General features: G+C 69.2%; 18 protein-coding genes. 14 read left to right on the top strand and 4 right to left on the bottom strand.

Translation table 11 applies throughout. From position 1 onward, the window contains the following. Positions 1-58: 58 nt before the first annotated feature. Positions 59-319, bottom strand: coding sequence for a 30S ribosomal protein S20 (gene rpsT / locus SK224_RS10045; protein ID WP_137416832.1), 261 nt, complete (start codon positions 317-319; stop codon positions 59-61). Positions 320-436: 117 nt separating this feature from the next. After that, positions 437-1,174, bottom strand: a complete 738-nt coding sequence (locus SK224_RS10040; protein WP_320434542.1) for an alpha/beta hydrolase — start codon at positions 1,172-1,174, stop codon at positions 437-439. A 52-nt stretch (positions 1,175-1,226) separates the two neighbouring features. On the opposite strand from SK224_RS10040, the gene lepA reads away from it, so the two are divergent. Genes lepA through hemW form a run of 3 tightly spaced genes read left to right on the top strand, consistent with a single transcriptional unit; the run spans position 1,227 to position 4,987 of the window. After that, positions 1,227-3,071 (top strand): translation elongation factor 4, encoded by a 1,845-nt coding sequence (gene lepA / locus SK224_RS10035; RefSeq protein ID WP_320434541.1) that lies wholly within the window; start codon positions 1,227-1,229, stop codon positions 3,069-3,071. A gap of 51 nt (positions 3,072-3,122) precedes the next feature. Next, positions 3,123-3,773 (top strand): DUF1990 family protein, encoded by a 651-nt coding sequence (locus SK224_RS10030; protein ID WP_309731880.1) that lies wholly within the window; start codon positions 3,123-3,125, stop codon positions 3,771-3,773. Then, a complete protein-coding gene (hemW, locus tag SK224_RS10025; RefSeq protein WP_320434540.1) occupies positions 3,773-4,987 on the top strand; it encodes a radical SAM family heme chaperone HemW in 1,215 nt (404 codons plus the stop codon). Before SK224_RS10030 ends, hemW begins: the two co-directional genes overlap by 1 nt. Before the next feature lies 1 nt (position 4,988). Here hemW and SK224_RS10020 read toward each other — a convergent pair whose 3' ends face one another. Then, on the bottom strand, positions 4,989-6,404 hold the full coding sequence (locus tag SK224_RS10020) for a carboxylesterase/lipase family protein (protein WP_320434539.1): 1,416 nt from the start codon (positions 6,402-6,404) through the stop codon (positions 4,989-4,991). Positions 6,405-6,506: 102 nt separating this feature from the next. Between SK224_RS10020 and hrcA the strand changes: the two genes are divergently transcribed. The 9 genes from hrcA (at position 6,507) to leuA (ending at position 15,437) form a co-directional block, all read left to right on the top strand. Beyond that, on the top strand, positions 6,507-7,544 hold the full coding sequence (gene hrcA / locus SK224_RS10015) for a heat-inducible transcriptional repressor HrcA (RefSeq protein WP_320434538.1): 1,038 nt from the start codon (positions 6,507-6,509) through the stop codon (positions 7,542-7,544). Between the two features lie 44 nt (positions 7,545-7,588). Continuing rightward, entirely contained in the window at positions 7,589-8,698 is a 1,110-nt protein-coding gene (gene dnaJ, locus SK224_RS10010) for a molecular chaperone DnaJ (RefSeq protein WP_320434537.1), read from the top strand. 4 nt (positions 8,699-8,702) lie between these two features. Next, a complete protein-coding gene (locus SK224_RS10005; RefSeq protein ID WP_320434536.1) occupies positions 8,703-9,440 on the top strand; it encodes a 16S rRNA (uracil(1498)-N(3))-methyltransferase in 738 nt (245 codons plus the stop codon). Between the two features lie 23 nt (positions 9,441-9,463). After that, complete coding sequence (locus SK224_RS10000) at positions 9,464-9,811, top strand: HIT domain-containing protein (protein ID WP_320434535.1); 348 nt, start codon at positions 9,464-9,466, stop codon at positions 9,809-9,811. 31 nt (positions 9,812-9,842) lie between these two features. Then, on the top strand, positions 9,843-10,874 hold the full coding sequence (locus tag SK224_RS09995; RefSeq protein ID WP_320434749.1) for a PhoH family protein: 1,032 nt from the start codon (positions 9,843-9,845) through the stop codon (positions 10,872-10,874). Beyond that, on the top strand, positions 10,871-11,347 hold the full coding sequence (gene ybeY / locus SK224_RS09990) for an rRNA maturation RNase YbeY (protein WP_320434534.1): 477 nt from the start codon (positions 10,871-10,873) through the stop codon (positions 11,345-11,347). The genes SK224_RS09995 and ybeY overlap by 4 nt, the downstream gene beginning before the upstream one ends. Further along, the gene (locus tag SK224_RS09985) at positions 11,344-12,654 is read left to right on the top strand and encodes a hemolysin family protein (RefSeq protein ID WP_320434533.1); all 1,311 of its coding nucleotides are present in this window, start codon (positions 11,344-11,346) and stop codon (positions 12,652-12,654) included. Before ybeY ends, SK224_RS09985 begins: the two co-directional genes overlap by 4 nt. Beyond that, entirely contained in the window at positions 12,651-13,547 is an 897-nt protein-coding gene (era, locus tag SK224_RS09980) for a GTPase Era (RefSeq protein WP_309731868.1), read from the top strand. The genes SK224_RS09985 and era overlap by 4 nt, the downstream gene beginning before the upstream one ends. A 132-nt stretch (positions 13,548-13,679) precedes the next feature. Then, entirely contained in the window at positions 13,680-15,437 is a 1,758-nt protein-coding gene (gene leuA, locus SK224_RS09975) for a 2-isopropylmalate synthase (protein ID WP_320434532.1), read from the top strand. Positions 15,438-15,528: 91 nt separating this feature from the next. Here leuA and SK224_RS09970 read toward each other — a convergent pair whose 3' ends face one another. After that, entirely contained in the window at positions 15,529-16,230 is a 702-nt protein-coding gene (locus SK224_RS09970) for a trimeric intracellular cation channel family protein (protein WP_137416846.1), read from the bottom strand. 35 nt (positions 16,231-16,265) lie between these two features. On the opposite strand from SK224_RS09970, the gene recO reads away from it, so the two are divergent. Beyond that, on the top strand, positions 16,266-16,994 hold the full coding sequence (recO, locus tag SK224_RS09965) for a DNA repair protein RecO (protein ID WP_320434531.1): 729 nt from the start codon (positions 16,266-16,268) through the stop codon (positions 16,992-16,994). Further along, entirely contained in the window at positions 16,991-17,794 is an 804-nt protein-coding gene (locus SK224_RS09960) for an isoprenyl transferase (RefSeq protein WP_320434530.1), read from the top strand. The genes recO and SK224_RS09960 overlap by 4 nt, the downstream gene beginning before the upstream one ends.

Here is a 17,794-nt window from a genome sequence, read left to right as displayed (position 1 = left end):
CCCCCGACAACGACGAAGGCCCGCCGCTACAGCGACGGGCCTTCGAGGAGGAAGCGGCTCAGAGAGCGGAGACCTGCTTCGCGATCGCGGACTTGCGGTTCGCGGCCTGGTTCTTGTGGATGACGCCCTTGCTGACGGCCTTGTCGAGCTTCTTGGTAGCCGTGACGAGCGCCTTCTCGGCGGCGGCCTTGTCGCCACCGGCGACGGCCTCGCGGGTGCGACGCACCGCGGTCTTCAGCTCGCTCTTGACGGCCTTGTTGCGCTCGTGCGCCTTCTCGTTGGTCTTGTTGCGCTTGATCTGCGACTTGATGTTTGCCACGTGTCGTGAACTTTCGTTTCGGAGTCTGCTCGGAAGTTGCCGGTCAGCGGTAGAGGGGCGCTTCACGGCGGTCGTGAAGAGCGGGAAAACCCTTCACGCGCAAGCCAAACATGGAGTCTACCAGACCGGGTCCTTCGCACCCGCCTCGATCGTGGCGACGGCGAGCGCGAGCACGGCATCGAAGACCTCGGGGCGCATGGCGGAGACGAGGTGACTCGTGCGGGGGATGACGATGAGCTCGGCGTGGGGAGCGACGCGCTGGAAGAGTCGCTCGCTGACCCGCAGCTGATCGTACTGTCCGTTGACGAACCACAGGGGGACGCGGATGCGGGCGAGCGCCGTCAACACGTCGAGCCGCGCGAGTTGAGCGAGCGCGCCGTCCTGGGCGTCGAGGGCGTATCCCCCCGCGCCGAAGTCCGAGCGCGTGTGCTCGGGAAGCGTACGGGCAAGCACGTAGTTCGTCAGCCCCATCCCGCGATCGGGGAGAGCGTCGAAGCCTCGCGCTAGCGTCCGATAGGTACGTAGAGCGAGTCCCCGCGGCACCGCGGTGCAGGATGCGGCGACGAACCCGGCGACGGGTGGGGGTGCGGTCTGGCCGGCGTACTCGATGCACAGCAGGCCGCCCATGGAATGGCCGACCAGCAGCACCGGCCCGCGTTCGGCGGCCGTGCGCACCGCGCGGTCGATCGTGGCGAAGGCCTCGTCGAGAGTGAACGGCTCCGACATTCGGGTGCCGTGGCCGGGAAGATCGACGGCGATGACGCCGATACCCGCCGCATCGAGGGTCTCGCGCTGGGCGCGCCACATGGACGCGGACGTGCGGATCCCGTGGACGAAGACCACCTGCACCGCCATCACCCCAGCCTAGGCTCGGGCGCGCGGTCGCTCACCGTAGAATCGACGGAACATGTCACCGCGCGCCCTCAAGCCCCTGCAGCCGTCCGCGACTCCGCCCGAGCTGATCCGCAACTTCTGCATCATCGCCCACATCGACCACGGCAAGTCCACGCTGGCCGACCGGATGCTGCAGATCACCGGCGTCGTCTCCGACCGCGACATGCGGGCGCAGTACCTCGACCGCATGGACATCGAGCGCGAGCGTGGCATCACGATCAAGAGCCAGGCCGTGCGGATGCCGTGGTCCGACGCGAACGGCACGTACGCGCTCAACATGATCGACACCCCCGGGCACGTCGACTTCACCTACGAGGTGAGCAGATCGCTCGCCGCGTGCGAGGGGGCCATCCTCCTGGTGGATGCGGCCCAGGGCATCGAGGCGCAGACGCTCGCGAACCTGTACCTCGCGCTCGAGAACGACCTCACGATCATCCCGGTGCTGAACAAGATCGACCTGCCCGCGGCGGATCCCGAGAAGTACGCCGCCGAACTCGCGGGCCTGATCGGCGGCGACCCCGAGGACGTGCTCCGCGTCAGCGGCAAGACCGGCATCGGCGTCGAAGCGCTGCTGGATCGGATCGTCGAGCGCATCCCCGCTCCCGTCGGAGACCCCGCGGCGCCGGCGCGCGCGATGATCTTCGACTCCGTCTACGACGCGTACCGCGGCGTTGTCACCTACGTCCGCATGGTCGACGGCAAGCTCGAGCCGCGTGAGCGGATCCAGATGATGTCGACGAAGGCCACCCACGAACTGCTCGAGATCGGTGTCTCCAGCCCCGAGCCCGTCCCCACCAAGGGCCTGGGCGTCGGCGAGGTCGGATACCTGATCACCGGTGTGAAGGACGTGCGTCAGTCGAAGGTCGGCGACACGATCACGAACCACCGCAAGCCCGCCACCGACGCGCTGCCCGGTTACACCGACCCCAAGCCGATGGTCTTCTCCGGCATCTACCCGATCGACGGCAGCGACTACGCGGAGCTGCGCGAAGCACTCGACAAGCTGAAGCTCTCCGACGCCTCCCTGCAGTACGAGCCGGAGACCTCGGTCGCCCTCGGCTTCGGATTCCGCTGCGGGTTCCTGGGGCTGCTCCACCTCGAGATCATCACCGAGCGCCTCTCGCGAGAGTTCGGCCTCGACCTGATCACCACCGCGCCCTCGGTGACGTACGAGGTCATGACGGACACGGGGGAGACGGTCACCGTCACCAACCCGAGCGAGTACCCCGACGGTCGGGTCGCCGAGGTCTCCGAGCCGGTGGTCAAGGTCGGCATCCTGCTGCCCAAGGACTACGTCGGCACCGTGATGGAGCTCTGCCAGTCGCGCCGCGGAACGCTGCTGGGCATGGACTACCTCAGCGAAGACCGCGTCGAGCTGCGCTACAACATGCCGCTGGGTGAGATCGTCTTCGACTTCTTCGACCACCTCAAGAGCCGCACGCAGGGCTACGCGAGCCTGGACTACGAACCCGCGGGATCCCAGACGGCCGACCTCGTCAAGGTCGACATCCTCCTGCAGGGCGAGAAGGTCGATGCCTTCAGCTCGATCGTGCACCGCGAGAAGGCGTACGCCTACGGCACGATGATGACCGAGCGGCTGCGCAAGCTCATCCCTCGTCAGCAGTTCGAGGTTCCGATCCAGGCCGCCATCGGCGCGCGGATCATCGCCCGCGAGAACATCCGCGCCATCCGCAAGGACGTGCTCGCCAAGTGCTACGGCGGTGACATCACGCGTAAGCGCAAGCTGCTCGAGAAGCAGAAGGAGGGCAAGAAGCGCATGAAGATGGTCGGACGTGTCGAGGTGCCCCAGGAGGCGTTCATCGCCGCGCTGTCGGGCGACGTCGAGACGAAGAAGTAGGGGATTCACATTCGGATCGTGCGTCCAGGCCGGCTCGGTACGCTGGAGACCATGCGCCGTGGGACCTTCCGGGACGAGACCGTCGACTACGCCGCCGTCGGGGCGACGCAGGCTCCCGACCTCCTCCAGTACCCGCCGGAGAAGAGCATCCCTGCACAGGAGTCGTGGAAGCTCGGCAGCGGCGAGGAGCGCTTCCGTTCGGCGGGCGACGCGTTGCTCTCCTGGAGCGCCCTCCGCGACGGCGGTATCTCGATCGCCGAGGTGCGCCCCGCATCCGATCCGAGCTACTCGGGTGTCTCGTTCGATGACGAGGGTCAGCCCATCGCGCCCAGCCGCCTCGACGCCGACCAGCGCTTCGACGCCGACGGAACGCCGTACGTGGCCGCGGGATCGTCGGTGCATGTGCGCGGGCGCGTCGGCGGCTACCGCGTCGACGCCGAGCTGCGCGTGATCTTCGTCGTGGAGGAGAAGCGTCGCATCGGGTTCGCGCTGGGCACGGTGCGCGACTCGGTGGTCAGCGGTGAGGAGTCGTTCATGATCGAGTGGCGCGGCGACGACGAGGTCTGGTTCACCGTTCGCGCGTTCGACCGCCCGGTGGCCCCGCTCTACCGCCTGCTCCCCGCCCTCGTGCGCCGTCGCCGCCGCGAGCTGTTCGGCCGGTACCTGCGCGCGATCTCGCCCATGTACACGACGCCCGCCTGATGGCCCCATCCGTTCTTCCCGACGGCGACATCGCACCCGCCGACGGGGCTCTCCCCGAGGGCACGGTGGTGGATCCCGGCACGGACTTCGGGGTCTACATCCACGTCCCCTACTGCCGTGTGCGCTGCGGATACTGCGACTTCAACACCTACACGGCCGATGAGCTGCGCGGCCACCGACGCGACGACTACCCCGACGACCTGAGCCGCGAGATCGCACTGGCGACCCGGGTGCTGGCAGACGCCCCGCGTCCGGCGCAGACCGTCTTCTTCGGCGGGGGCACGCCGACCCTGCTGTCGTCGGCGGCGCTGGGCGGGATGCTGCACGCCGTCCGCGAAGGCTTCGGCATCGCCGAGGGCGCCGAGATCACTGTCGAGGCCAATCCCGACTCGGTGACTCCCGCGTCCCTCGCCGAACTCGCCGAGGCGGGCGTGACCCGCGTCTCGATCGGCATGCAGTCGAGCGTCCCGCACGTGCTCGCCGCCCTCGATCGCACGCACGATCCCCTCAACGTCGACACGGCCGTCGCGGGCGCACGGGCGGCCGGGCTCGACGTGAGCGTCGATCTGATCTACGGCGCACCGGGGGAGTCCCTCTCCGATTGGCGCGCGTCGGTCGATGCCGCTCTCGCGCTGGAGCCGGATCACCTCTCCGCCTACGCGCTCATCATCGAGGACGGCACGAAGCTCGCCCGCCGCATCCGCTCGGGTGACGTGCCCGCGCCGGATGACGACCTGCAGGCAGAGATGTACGAGCTCGTCGACGACGCGATGGCGGATGCGGGCTACGACTGGTACGAGGTGTCGAACTGGGCCCGCGGCGCCGACCACCGCTCGCGCCACAACCTCGCCTACTGGCGCGGAACGGACTGGTGGGGGTTCGGTCCGGGCGCGCACAGTCACGTCGCCGGCGTGCGTTGGTGGAACGTGAAGCACCCGGCCGCGTACGCGCAGCGGCTCTCGCTGGGATCATCACCGGCAGCGGCCAGGGAGGTCCCCGACCAGGAGGCCCGCACGCTCGAGCGCATCCTGCTGGAGTCCCGCATCCGAGAGGGGCTGCCGATCGAGGTCGTTCCGAGCGATCGGCGCAGCGCCGTGGCCGGGCTCATCGCCGACGGCCTGGTGGAGGGTGCTGTCGCGCTGCGCGGCCGCATCGTGCTGACGCGCCGTGGCCGTCTGCTCGCCGACGCGGTCGTGCGGGCACTGACCGACTGACTCAGCGGGTGAGCGCCGCGAGCGCTTCCGCACGCGGCAGCGGGACCTCTTGGGTCACGGTGTCGTAGCGGCGCACGAGCGAGCGGTCGCGGAAAGCGGGCCAGCCCGGGTCGCCGGTCTCGGCGAAACGGATCCAGTCGGCGTGCATGCGCGTGGCCAGCTGCTGCGGGGCCTCAGTGCCGCCCATCGTGATCGTTCCCTCGTCGCCCAGTGCGTCGAAGACGAAGCCGAGCTCGAGGGCGTGCGCGGCGCGGAGATCACGGATCGGGCTCGGCCAGGCGAACTCGTAGACGAAGGTGGGTGCGCGGCGCGCACGCGCGACCTCGATCGCCGGCCGTCGTACGGCTACATCGGTCAGGACCTGTCCGATGATCTCTCCCGCTGAGGCGTTGGGGAACGCCGCTCGGTACGCGCGCCAGACGCCGCGCGGAAGACGCTTCGCGAGAGCGAGGAGGGCGTACGTGCGCCGCGAGAGCTTCGCGAGCGCCTCGGGCGGATACCAGAGGCGGTACTCATCGGTGTTGGTGCCGATGAGTACCGGAACGTCGGCATCGAGGAGCGCGAGCCGAGGATTCTCGGGCAGCGTCGTCGGATCGACGGTGGCGTTGTATCCCGGCGCCGCCTTGAGAAGGGTCGATGCCGCCGAGAGCTCGTCCCTCGCCGCGACGAGACGCTCCGGCGGCATCCGGCGGAACTCCTCGGCGGTGGCGGGGATTCCGAGCCGGCGAGCGATGTCGCGCGCCGGACGGGCGGCGCGCTCCGGCGTCGCGGTGTCCAGCGGCCCCGACTCGATGATCGCCCCCGCGATGAGCGGACGCAGGTCCGCGCGGGCCAGAAGCGCGGCGACGACGGCGCCGCCGGCAGACTCGCCGAAGATCGTGATCCGCGAGGGGTCGCCCCCGAAGCGGGCGATGTTTCGGTGGGTCCACCGCAGTGCTTCGGCAGCATCCGCCAGTCCGATGTTCCGCGGGGCGTCGGGCAGGACCGAGAACCCCTCGGCGCCCAGACGGTAGTTCGCCGAGACGAAGACGACGCCGTCGCGGGCGAAGGGGGTGCCGTCGTACGTGCTGATCGCCGCCGTGCCGCGCTCGAGCGCTCCACCGTGGAACCAGAGCATGACCGCGGCGCCGTCCGCATCCGCCGGTCGCCACACGTTGACCGTCAGGATGTCGTCGCCGGGAATGAGGGTCGAGGGGAGGAGCTTGCCGATCTCGCCCGGGTAGGGCGACTGCGGCGATGTGGGCCCGAACGCCGTGGCGTCTCGCACGCCCTCCCAGGCCGCGACGGGCTCGGGCAGAGTGAATCGCCGTGCTCCGACCGGAGGTTCCGCGTAAGGGATGCCGAGGTAGCGCTCGATCCCCTCGAAGCGGGTCCCGGAAACGGCTCCGGTCTCGGTGTGGACGACGGGATGCGACATGCGACCTCCTCTCGAGAGTCTACGGGTGGCCCTCCGGCGACTTCCCTCGTGAGCGCGCTAGAATTGGCACTCCCAGACCTCGAGTGCCAGGAGGGAGTGCGCATGGTCAGCGATCGGGGACTCGACGTGCTTCGGGCGATCGTCCAGGACTACGTCGAGACGCGCGAACCCGTCGGCAGCAAGTCGATCGTCGAACGCCATTCTTTCGGCGTGTCCGCGGCGACGATCCGCAACGACATGGCACTGCTCGAGGATGAGGAGCTCATCACCGCACCGCACACCTCGTCCGGCCGTGTGCCGACCGACAAGGGCTACCGCGTCTTCGTCAACCACCTCGCCGAGCTCCGCCCGCTCACGAGTGCCCAGCGCTCGGCGATCACGGCGTTCCTCGGGGCTCCGGCAGACCTCGACGACATGCTCGGGCGCACGGTTCGCGCTCTGACCCAGCTCACCGGTCAGGTCGCCCTCGTGCAGTACCCGTCGTTCGAGCGCGCGAGCATCACGCACGTCGAACTCGTCCACCTCGGCGGCTCGCGTCTGGTCGTCGTGCTCGTCACCGACACCGGTCGGGTGTCGCAGCGTCTGATGGCGGGGCCCGAGCCGCTCGAGGAGACGGATGTGGCGACGCTCCGCGTGCAGGTCTCGGTCCTCGTGACCGGGCGACCCGTGCGCGAGGGCACGCAACGCGTTGCGCAGGCGCTGGCCGAGACGTTGACCGACAGCCGAGCCGACCGCGCCCTCGGCGCCCTCCTGCGCACCGTCGGCGAGGAGCTCGACGAGTTCCGGCAGGACCGACTGGTCATGGCGGGAACCGCCAACCTCGCCCGGGCCGAAGGTGACTTCCGCGGCAGCATCTACCCGCTGCTGGAAGCCATCGAGGAACAGGTCACGCTGCTACGTCTGATGGGCGAGATGGTGGCCGACGAGCAGGGGCTCGCCGCATCTATCGGACGCGAGAACGAGGCGTTCGGACTCGTCGAGGCGTCGGTCGTGGCCAGCGATTACGACACCACCGGGGGGCAGGCGCGCGTGGGCGTGCTCGGACCCACTCGGATGGACTACTCCAGCAACCTCGCGGCCGTCCGTGCCGTGGCTCACTACCTGGGCCGTCTGCTGGAAGAAGACGAACGCGCGCGCTGAGCGCGTGCGAGACGATTCCGCGGTATGCGGACGGGAAGGCTGAAGTGGCAGACCACTACGAAGTACTCGGGGTGCCTCGCGACGCATCGCAGGACGACATCAAGAAGGCGTACCGCAAGCTCGCGCGCCAGCTGCATCCCGATGTGAACCCCGGTGAGGATGCGGCAGAGCGCTTCAAGCTCGTCACGCACGCCTACGACGTGCTGAGCGACAGCGAGCAGCGTCGCCGGTACGACATGGGCGGCGACAGCGGCGGGTTCGGCGGCGCGCAGGGCTTCGGCGGGTTCAGCGACATCTTCGACACGTTCTTCGGCGGCGGCGGTGCGGGACGGGTGCGCCCGCGTTCGCGCACCGAACGCGGCCAGGACGCCCTCGTTCGCGTCACGCTGGAGCTGCGGGAGGTGATCTTCGGCGCCCATCGCGACATCGAGGTGGACACCGCCGTGCTGTGCGAGACGTGCGAGGGCGGGTGCTGCCAGCCCGGGACGTCGCCGGTCACGTGCGACATCTGCCACGGCAGCGGCCACGTGCAGCGGACGGTCCGGAGCCTGCTGGGCAACGTCGTCACCAACCAGCCGTGCGCGACGTGCCAGGGATACGGCACCACCATCCCGTACCCGTGCGCGACGTGCCAGGGGCAGGGTCGGGTGCGTGCGCGCCGTACGGTCTCGGTCGACATCCCCGCGGGCGTGGAGACGGGCCTGCGGCTGCAGCTTCCCGGCTCGGGCGAAGTGGGTCCGGCGGGCGGCCCCCACGGCGACCTGTATCTGGAGATCACGGTGGCCGCCGACGAGGTCTTCAGTCGCGACGGCGACGACCTGCTCGCGACACTCGACGTCTCGATGCCCGACGCGATCCTCGGCACCACCACCAGGATCGAGGCGCTGGACGGCCCGGTCGATCTCGAGCTGCGTGCCGGAGTCCAGGCCGGCGACGTGCTGACGATCAAGGGACGCGGCATCACGCCGCTTCGCGGCAATCAGCGCGGCGACCTGAGGATCGGGGTACACGTGGTCACCCCGACCCGCCTCGATCACAAGGAACGGGCTCTCATCGAGGAGTTCGCCAAGAAGACGAAGGCGCCGGCTCCCCGCCTGTCGGAGTTCCAGCAGGGCCTGTTCGCCAAGCTGCGCGACCGCTTCCGCAACGGGTGATCCGGTGGCGCTGCACTTCCTCGTCGACGACACCTCCGACGCGCGTCCCGGCCGCACGGTCGTGCTGACCGGAGCCGAGGCGCACCACGCCGCCACCGTACGGCGTGTGCGCGTCGGCGAGGAGGTCACGGTCGGTGACGGACGAGGCGTCTGGGCCACCGGAACGTGCGTCAGCGTCGCGCCGCGCGAGGTGGCGATCGAGATCGGGCGGCGCGAGGACGTCCCCGCCCCTGCGCCGCGCATGGTCCTCGTCCAAGCGCTGGCGAAGGGCGACCGCGACGAGATGGCGGTGCAGGCGGCGACGGAGCTCGGCGTCGCCGAGGTCGTGCCCTGGCAGGCCGCGCGCAGCGTCTCGCGCTGGGATGCGGCCAAGGCGGTCAAAGGCCGCGCCCGCTGGACACAGATCGTCCGCGAGGCCGCCAAGCAGGCCCACCGCGCGTGGGTGCCGGAGGTGAGCGAGGTCCGCACGAGCGCGCAGATCGCGCAGCGCGCCGCCACCGTCCCGACGCTCGTGCTGGAGCCCGGCGCATCCGAGTCGCTCAGCGCCAGGATGCGGGAGCTGCACGATGCGCCGGAGATCCTGCTGGTCGTGGGGCCCGAAGGAGGGATCGACGCGGGCGAGCTCGATACATTCGCCGCGGCGGGCGCGCACCCGGTCCGGCTCGGAAGCGGAGTTCTGCGCACCTCCACGGCGGGACCCGCCGCCCTCGCCGCCATCGAGGCCCTCCTGGGTCGGTGGTGAACGCGCGCGCATAGACTGGAGGAATGAGCGAGCCGTCCGTGTTCACCCGCATCCTGCAGGGCGAGATCCCCGCGGAGATCCTCGTCGAGACCGAGCGCGTCTTCGTCATCCGTGACATCGCGCCCCAGGCTCCCGTCCACCTCCTGGTGATCCCGAAGACTCCGGAGTACCGCGACGTCGTGTCGCTCGCGGCGCAGGCGCCCGATCTGCTCGCCGAGATGGTCGAGGTCGCAGGCAAGGCGGCCGCGCAGCACGCGGACGGCGACTTCCGCCTCGTCTTCAACTCCGGTGCCGGCGCCGGTCAGACCGTCTTCCACGTGCACGCGCACGTCCTCGCCGGCGACCTTTCGGAGGGGAGCGTCGGTGCCTGAGCAGCCCCAGCCCGAAGCCGTCGAGAAGCTGATGGCCGACGGCATCGCCATGGTGCAGCTTCTCGGACCGCAGGACCGCCTCCTGCGCGTGGTCGAGCGCGAGCATCCGGACGTCGACGTGCACGTGCGCGGCAACGAGATCACCCTCTCCGGTTCGACCGCCGAGGTCGCCGCGGCGAAGACGCTTGTGGAGGAGCTGCTGGTCATGACCCGCCGCGGACAGAACCTCGGCCCTGCCGACGTCGCGTCCTCGCGCCGCATCCTCGACACCGACGGCGGGATGCGTCCGTCCGAGGTCATGGGCGAGGCGATCCTGTCGTCGCGCGGCAAGGTCATCCGCCCGAAGACGCTCGGGCAGAAGGCCTACGTCGACGCGATAGAAGAGAACACGATCGTGTTCGGTATCGGTCCGGCCGGCACAGGCAAGACCTACCTGGCGATGGCGAAGGCCGTTCAGGCGCTCCAGCGCAAGGAGGTCAGTCGTATCATCCTCAGCCGGCCGGCGATCGAAGCGGGGGAGCGCCTCGGATTCCTCCCCGGCTCGCTGACCGACAAGATCGATCCGTATCTGCGGCCGCTCTACGACGCGCTCAACGAGATGCTCGACCCCGAGCTCGTGCCCAAGCTCATGGCGAGTGGGACCATCGAGGTCGCGCCGCTCGCCTACATGCGCGGACGCACGCTCAATGACTCGTTCGTGGTGCTGGACGAGGCGCAGAACACGACGCCCGAGCAGATGAAGATGTTCCTCACCCGCCTGGGTTTCGGAACACGCATGGTCGTCACCGGTGACATCACGCAGATCGACCTGCCGCAGGGAGCGTCTGGCCTGCGCCTGGTGACGCGGGTGCTCAAAGACATCGACGACATCCATTTCTCCTACCTCACCAGCGACGACGTGGTGCGCCACACCCTCGTCGGCAAGATCGTCGACGCCTACACCGAGTTCGACGAGCGACGCCTCGCCTCCCGACGCGAGCGGGATGAGGCCAGCGAACTCGCCAATCGTGCCCAGAGGCGCGGTGGTGCGCGCGACCACCTTCCGAAGCGAGGACGCTCATGACGATCGAGATCACCAACGAGTCCGGAATCGACGTCGACGAGACCGTCCTGCTGCGACTCATGGAGAGCAACTTCTCCGAGCTCCACATCAGCCCGGACGCCGATGTCGCGATTCTGCTGGTCGACGAGGGCGCCATGGAGGCGCTGCACGTGCAGTGGATGGATGAGCCGGGACCGACCGACGTGCTGAGCTTCCCGATGGACGAGCTGCGGTCCGGCTCCGAAGAGGCCCCGACGCCTCCCGGGCTCCTGGGCGACATCGTGCTGTGTCCGCAGGTCGCCGAGACTCAGGCGCGTGAGGCGAAGCCGCCGCATCCGATGCAGGACGAGCTGATCATGCTCACCACGCACGGGCTGCTGCACCTGCTCGGCTTCGATCACGCTGAGCCCGATGACGCTGCCGAGATGTTCGGCCTGCAACGCGATCTCATCGTCGCCTTCACCCTCGCCGAGCGGCGCAGGGCGCGGGGATGACCGCTGCGCTGCTGCTGACCGCGGCCGTTCTGCTCATCGCGTTCGGCGCTCTCATGGCCGCGATCGACGCGGCGTTCGGCGTCACCTCCCGACAGGACCTCGTCGATCTCTCGGGGTCCGGGCGCAACGCCGTGCCGCTCGGTCGCATCAGCGCAGACCCGGAGGCGCACGCCAACGCGGTGGCTTTCATCCGCGTCCTGGCGGAGACCGGTGCCGCTGTGCTCGTGACCGCCGCCTTCGACCAGCTGTTCGACAACGTCTGGTGGGCGATTCTGGCGGCCGTCGTGCTCATGACGGGCCTCTCGTTCGTCGCTGTCGGCGTCAGCCCCCGCTCGGTGGGCCGTCGCCACGCCGAGGGTCTGTTGCGCGGAGCCGCGCCGGTGATCCGGGGCGTCCGCATCCTCCTCGGCCCGCTCGCGCACGGCCTCGTCGCGCTGAGCAGTCGGGTGACACCGGGCGGTGCGCGCGGGGCGTCCTTCGACACCGAGGAACAGCTGCTCAGCATGGTCGACGAAGCCGCAATGCACGACCTGATCGAAGAGGACGACCGCGAGCTCATCCACTCCGTCTTCGAGTTCACCGGCACCTACGTGCGCGCCGTCATGGTGCCGCGCACCGACCTGGTCACGCTCGCTGAGGACGACACGGCCCGAGAGGCGTTGCGGATCTTCCTCGACACGGGAGTCTCCCGCATCCCCGTCCTCACCGCCGACGGCGAAGACGTCAGCGGGATCCTCTACCTCAAGGACCTCGTGCGTCGCGCGTTCCGTGACGAGCAGGACTGGGGCGCGCAGTCGGTGGCGCAGCTGGCACGCGTCCCCGTCTTCGTGCCCGAGTCGATGCGGGTCGAGCCGTTGCTGCAGCAGATGCAGCGCGACGCGGTGCACGTGTGCATGGTCGTCGATGAGTACGGCGGCATCGCGGGCCTCGTGACCCTCGAGGACGTCATCGAGGAGCTCGTGGGGGAGATCGCCGACGAGTACGACGCCCCGGCGACGGAGGTCGTCGAGCTCGGCCCGGACCGCTATCGGGTGAGCGCTCGCCTCGGCCTGGACGCGGTCGGCGAGCTGTTCGGCCTCGAGCTCGACGACGACGAGGTCGACTCCATCGGCGGGCTCCTCGGCAAGGTGTTGGGTCGCGTCCCGCAGCCCGGCGCCAGCGTCACATACGAGGGACTCACCCTGACAGGCGGCGCTTCGCGCGGACGAGGGCGCGGTCTCGCGACGATCCTCGTCGAACGCGCCCCGGAACCGCAGACGGATACCCGGACGGGGTCGATCCCCGTGCCGGTGAAGGGAGAACGATGACCGACGAGCACCGCAGCGGCTTCGTGACATTCGTGGGCCGCCCGAACGTCGGCAAGTCGACGCTCACCAACGCGCTCGTGGGCGAGAAGATCGCCATCACGAGCGAGAAGCCGCAGACGACGCGTCGCGCCATCCGCGGCATCGTGAATCGGCCGGCCGGTCAGCTCGTCGTCGTCGACACGCCGGGACTTCACCGACCCCGCACCCTGCTGGGCCAGCGCCTCAACGACCTGGTGGAGGACGTGCTCGGCGATGTCGACGTCATCGCGTTCTGCGCCCCGGCGACCGAGAAGGTCGGCCCCGGCGACCGCCGCATCGCCGAGTCGCTGAACGGCTACCCCCGCGCGCGCAAGGTCGCCGTCGTCACGAAGACGGATGCGGCATCCCGCGAGCAGATCACCGAACGGCTGATCGAGGTGGATTCCCTCCGCGAGGACTGGGATGCGGTCATCCCGCTCTCCGCGCTGACGGGAGAACAGCTGGGAGTGCTCTCCGACGAGCTGCTCGCGCTCATGCCCACCGGTCCCGCGCTCTACGACGCGGATGTGGTCACGGACGAAACCACGGAGGACCGCATCGCCGAGATCATCCGTGAAGCGGCCCTGGGTGATGCGCGCGAGGAACTCCCGCACTCCATCGCCGTCGTCGTGCAGGACATCTCCGAGCGTGAGGACTCCGACCTGACGGATGTGTTCGCCGACATCGTCGTCGAACGCGACAGTCAGAAGGCGATCATCATCGGACGCAAGGGTCAGCGCCTGCGCGATGTGGGCGCGGCTTCGCGCGCCGGGATCGAGCAGCTGCTCGGGCGCCGGGTGTACCTGTCGCTGCACGTGCGCGTCGCCAAGGAATGGCAGCGCGACCCCAAGCAGCTAGGGCGCCTCGGCTTCTGAGATGCCGGGTGTAAGCTGTCCGCATGCGCGCGGCCGTGCTTCTCCTTAGTCGCCGCGACGAGACCTCGATCTAGGGCCCTTCTCGTCGCGGAGCTCGTCGACGGCCCGCATCATCCGACGAGGAAAGCAGCCATGGAGAACACTCAGAAGCCGTCCGGCATGCCGACGCACAAGTACCGTCCGTTCCACGAGCAGATCCGCGTGGACCTGCCCGACCGCACCTGGCCTTCGAAGCGCATCACCGAGGCGCCGCGCTGGTGCGCGGTCGACCTGCGCGACGGCAACCAGGCGCTGATCGACCCGATGAGTCCCGAGCGCAAGCGCGTCATGTTCGACCTGCTCGTGCGCATGGGCTACAAGGAGATCGAGGTCGGCTTCCCGAGCGCGAGCCAGACGGACTTCGACTTCGTGCGGGAGTTGATCGAGAAGGACCTCATCCCCGACGACGTGACCATCCAGGTGCTGACGCAGGCGCGCCAGCATCTGATCGAGCGCACCTACGAGGCCATCGCCGGCGCCAAGCAGGCGATCGTCCACCTGTACAACTCCACGAGCGTGCTGCAGCGCGAGGTCGTGTTCCGCACCGACAAGCAGGGCATCATCGACATCGCGCTCGAGGGCGCGCGGCTGTGCCGCGAGTACGAGAAGCGCGTTCCCGAGACCGCGGTGTACTACGAGTACTCGCCCGAGAGCTACACGGGCACCGAGCTCGAGTTCGCGGCGGAGATCTGCAACGCCGTGCTCGAAGTCCTGGAGCCGACGCCCGAGCGCAAGGTCATCATCAACCTGCCCGCCACGGTCGAGATGGCGACCCCGAACGTCTACGCAGACTCGATCGAGTGGATGGGGCGCAACCTCAACCACCGTGAGAACGTCATCATCTCGCTGCATCCGCACAACGACCGCGGCACGGCCATCGCCGCGGCGGAGCTGGGCTACATGGCCGGCGCCGACCGCATCGAGGGCTGCTTGTTCGGCAACGGCGAGCGCACGGGCAATGTCGACCTGGTCGCTTTGGGGATCAACCTGTTCACGCAGGGCATCGACCCGCAAATCGACTTCAGCGACATCGACCAGGTCAAGCGCACGGCCGAGTACTGCAACCAGCTGCCGGTTCCTGAGCGCAGCCCGTGGGCCGGCGACCTCGTCTTCACGGCCTTCAGCGGCTCGCACCAGGACGCCATCAAGAAGGGCTTCGAGGCGATGGCCGCCGAGGCCGCTTCGCGCGGTGTCTCGGTGGATGAGATCGAGTGGGCCGTGCCGTACCTGCCGATCGACCCCAAGGATCTGGGGCGGTCCTACGAGGCGGTCATCCGGGTCAACTCGCAGTCGGGCAAGGGCGGGGTGGCATACCTGCTCAAGACCGACCACGCTCTGGATCTTCCCCGCAAGCTCCAGATCGAGTTCTCCGGGGTCGTGCAGGCCAAGACCGACGCCGAGGGCGGCGAGGTCACGAGCGACCAGATCTGGTCGGTCTTCTCCGACGAGTACCTGCCTTCCGAGTCGGAGGACGCCCGCTGGGGCCGTTTCGAGCTTCTCGGAACACGGACCTCGAGCGAGATGACCGGCGACGTCGAGCTGAACGTGCGCCTGCGCGACGGCGACAACGTCGAGGATGCGACCGCAAACGGCAACGGCCCCATCGCCGCCTTCCTCGAAGTACTGCGTTCCCGGGGGTTCGACATCTCGCTGTACGACTACGTCGAGCACACCATGAGCGCCGGCGGCGACGCGCAGGCGGCGGCCTACGTCGAACTGCAGGTCGACGGCGAGCGTCTCTGGGGCGTCGGCATCGACGGGGACATCTCCACGGCGAGCCTGAAGGCGGTCGTCTCGAGCGTCAACCGCGCGATCCGCACCCGCGAGCGCGAGCTGGTCGCCAGCGCCTGAGCCCGCATCCCTCCTCCGCGAGACTGCATCTCTCGCACGAGATCACGGGTATTACCCGTGATCTCGTGGCGAGAGTGCAGTCTCGCGGTGGTTACTCGGGCTCGGCGGCGGGGCGCACGATCGGGATGGCGGCGGTCTCCACCGCGACCTTGCGGCGGTACAGCATCCGCTGCTCCGGCAGGGAGAGGTCGAAGATCACAGCCAGGATGCGGATGGTGGTCGTCACGGCGATGCCGACGATCGCTGCGGCGACCAGGTTCACGCCGAACGCGTCGAGCGTGGCGAGGACGACGCATCCGGCGGCCGCAGCCACGGCGTAGAGCGACCCGACGTGCATGATGGCGACCGGCAGGCCCATGATCACGTCACGGAGCACCCCGCCGCCCACAGCCGCGCAGACGCCGACGAACACGGCGGGCACGACCGGAAGTCCCAGGGCGAGCGCCTTGCTCGTGCCGAAGGCGCCGAAGAGTCCGATGACGAACGCGTCGAGCGAGACGATGACCCGGTTCAGGCGCTGGAAGAGGCCCGCCAGCAGCATGCCGATGAGGGATGCCGCCATCGCCGTGAGCAGGTACCAGTCGCTCTGCAGGGTGGCGGGAGCGACGCCGAGCAGCAGATCGCGGATCAGACCGCCTCCCATGCCGAACAGGATGCCGATGATCGCGACCCCGAGCAGATCGAGACGCCGTTGCCCGCGGAAACCGGACGCGAAGAGCGCGCCCTGCACCCCTCCCAGGGCGACGGCGGTGAGATCGGCCCACAGGGGGATCACGAAGAGCGGCTCGGTCACGCATCCATTGTCTCTGCTCCGCGGGATAATCGAGTGTGCCCACCTATCGCGACGAGGTCGTGGTCCTGCGCACCCACAAGCTGGGTGAGGCGGATCGGATCGTCACCATGCTCGGGCGCCGCACCGGCAAGATCCGCGCCGTCGCGAAGGGCGTGCGCCGCACCTCGTCCCGACTGGGGGCGAGGTTGGAACCGTTCATGGTCGCCGACGTGCAGCTCTACGCGGGCCGCTCGCTCGACATCGTCCAGCAGGCCGAATCGCTGGGCACCTACGGCGCCGACATCGCCGCCGATTACGACAGCTACACGGCCGCGAGCGCGATGGCGGAGACGGCCGACCGGCTCGGCGACGCGGAAGCGTCCTCGTCGCATTATCTGCTGCTGGTGGGCGGCTTGCGTGCGCTCGCTCGCGCCGATCATGCGCCGCGCAGCATCCTCGACTCCTACCTCCTGCGCGCCCTGGCCCTCTCTGGCTGGGCTCCGGGCCTCGACGACTGCGCCAGATGCGGCACGCCCGGCCCGCATGGCGCGTTCGTCGCGCAGGCCGGTGGCATGGTGTGTCGCTCCTGCGCGCCCGCGGGATCGGCGCGCGTCGATCTCGAGACCACGGGCCACCTCCGCGCGCTGCTGACCGGCGACTGGGACAGCGTGGATGCGGCGACCGAGCGCACGCACGCCTCCGCCTCCGGACTCGTCGCCGCCTACGCCCAGTGGCACCTCGAGCGCGGCATCCGATCCCTGTCCCACGTGGAAAGAGCCCGATGAGTCCGAAGCCCTACACGCACCGGGATGCGGTGCCCTATCGTCCGGTCGACTGGACGGGCGAGTATCCGCCCGCGTACCAGCGCGGCACTGTGCCCCGTCATGTGGCGATCGTGATGGACGGCAACGGGCGGTGGGCGAACGGGCGCGGACTCACCCGTGTCGAGGGGCACAAGGCGGGTGAGGCGGCGCTCCTGGACGTGGTGGCCGGAGCCATCCAGGCTGGAGTCACCCATCTCTCCGTCTACGCGTTCTCGACGGAGAACTGGAGCCGTTCGCCCGACGAGGTGCGCTTTCTGATGGGCTTCAATCGCGACGTGCTGCACCGTCGCCGCGACCAGCTCAACGAGTGGGGCGTGCGCGTACGGTGGGCGGGGCGCAAACCGCGACTGTGGGGCTCGGTCATCAAAGAGCTCCAGTACGCCGAAGAGCTCACGCGCGACAACACGGTTCTGACGTTGACGATGTGCGTCAACTACGGCGGTCGGGTGGAGCTGGTCGACGCCATGCGGTCGATCGCCGACGATGTCGCCGCGGGGCGCCTGCGGCCCTCCGCCGTGACGGAGAAGCTCGTTCAGCGTCGGCTCTACCAGCCTGATATGCCGGATGTCGACCTGTTCGTCCGATCCAGCGGTGAGCAGCGCACCTCGAACTTCCTGCTGTGGGAGTCCGCATACGCCGAGTTCGTGTTCCTCGACACCCTGTGGCCCGACTTCGGCCGCCGCGATCTGTGGCGTGCGATCGACATGTACCTCGGCCGCGATCGCCGTTTCGGCGGCGCCGTCGACGCACCTCGCTCGTGA

It is taken from the genome of Microbacterium sp. BG28, assembly GCF_034044005.1.
Lineage (GTDB): Bacteria > Actinomycetota > Actinomycetes > Actinomycetales > Microbacteriaceae > Microbacterium.
This window is presented reverse-complemented; position numbering and strand designations above follow the sequence as displayed.

What these genes read in the sequence shown, in the direction of transcription:
- SK224_RS09995 (WP_320434749.1), top strand. Translation starts at nt 9,843, where the DNA reads ATGGCCGACGGCATCGCCATGGTGCAGCTTCTCGGACCGCAGGACCGC.
- hrcA (WP_320434538.1), top strand. Translation starts at nt 6,507, where the DNA reads ATGGTCAGCGATCGGGGACTCGACGTGCTTCGGGCGATCGTCCAGGAC.
- SK224_RS09985 (WP_320434533.1), top strand. Translation starts at nt 11,344, where the DNA reads ATGACCGCTGCGCTGCTGCTGACCGCGGCCGTTCTGCTCATCGCGTTC.
- SK224_RS10020 (WP_320434539.1), bottom strand. Translation starts at nt 6,404, where the DNA reads ATGTCGCATCCCGTCGTCCACACCGAGACCGGAGCCGTTTCCGGGACC.
- lepA (WP_320434541.1), top strand. Translation starts at nt 1,227, where the DNA reads ATGTCACCGCGCGCCCTCAAGCCCCTGCAGCCGTCCGCGACTCCGCCC.
- era (WP_309731868.1), top strand. Translation starts at nt 12,651, where the DNA reads ATGACCGACGAGCACCGCAGCGGCTTCGTGACATTCGTGGGCCGCCCG.
- SK224_RS10000 (WP_320434535.1), top strand. Translation starts at nt 9,464, where the DNA reads ATGAGCGAGCCGTCCGTGTTCACCCGCATCCTGCAGGGCGAGATCCCC.
- hemW (WP_320434540.1), top strand. Translation starts at nt 3,773, where the DNA reads ATGGCCCCATCCGTTCTTCCCGACGGCGACATCGCACCCGCCGACGGG.
- SK224_RS10040 (WP_320434542.1), bottom strand. Translation starts at nt 1,174, where the DNA reads ATGGCGGTGCAGGTGGTCTTCGTCCACGGGATCCGCACGTCCGCGTCC.
- SK224_RS09960 (WP_320434530.1), top strand. Translation starts at nt 16,991, where the DNA reads ATGAGTCCGAAGCCCTACACGCACCGGGATGCGGTGCCCTATCGTCCG.
- ybeY (WP_320434534.1), top strand. Translation starts at nt 10,871, where the DNA reads ATGACGATCGAGATCACCAACGAGTCCGGAATCGACGTCGACGAGACC.
- leuA (WP_320434532.1), top strand. Translation starts at nt 13,680, where the DNA reads ATGGAGAACACTCAGAAGCCGTCCGGCATGCCGACGCACAAGTACCGT.
- SK224_RS10030 (WP_309731880.1), top strand. Translation starts at nt 3,123, where the DNA reads ATGCGCCGTGGGACCTTCCGGGACGAGACCGTCGACTACGCCGCCGTC.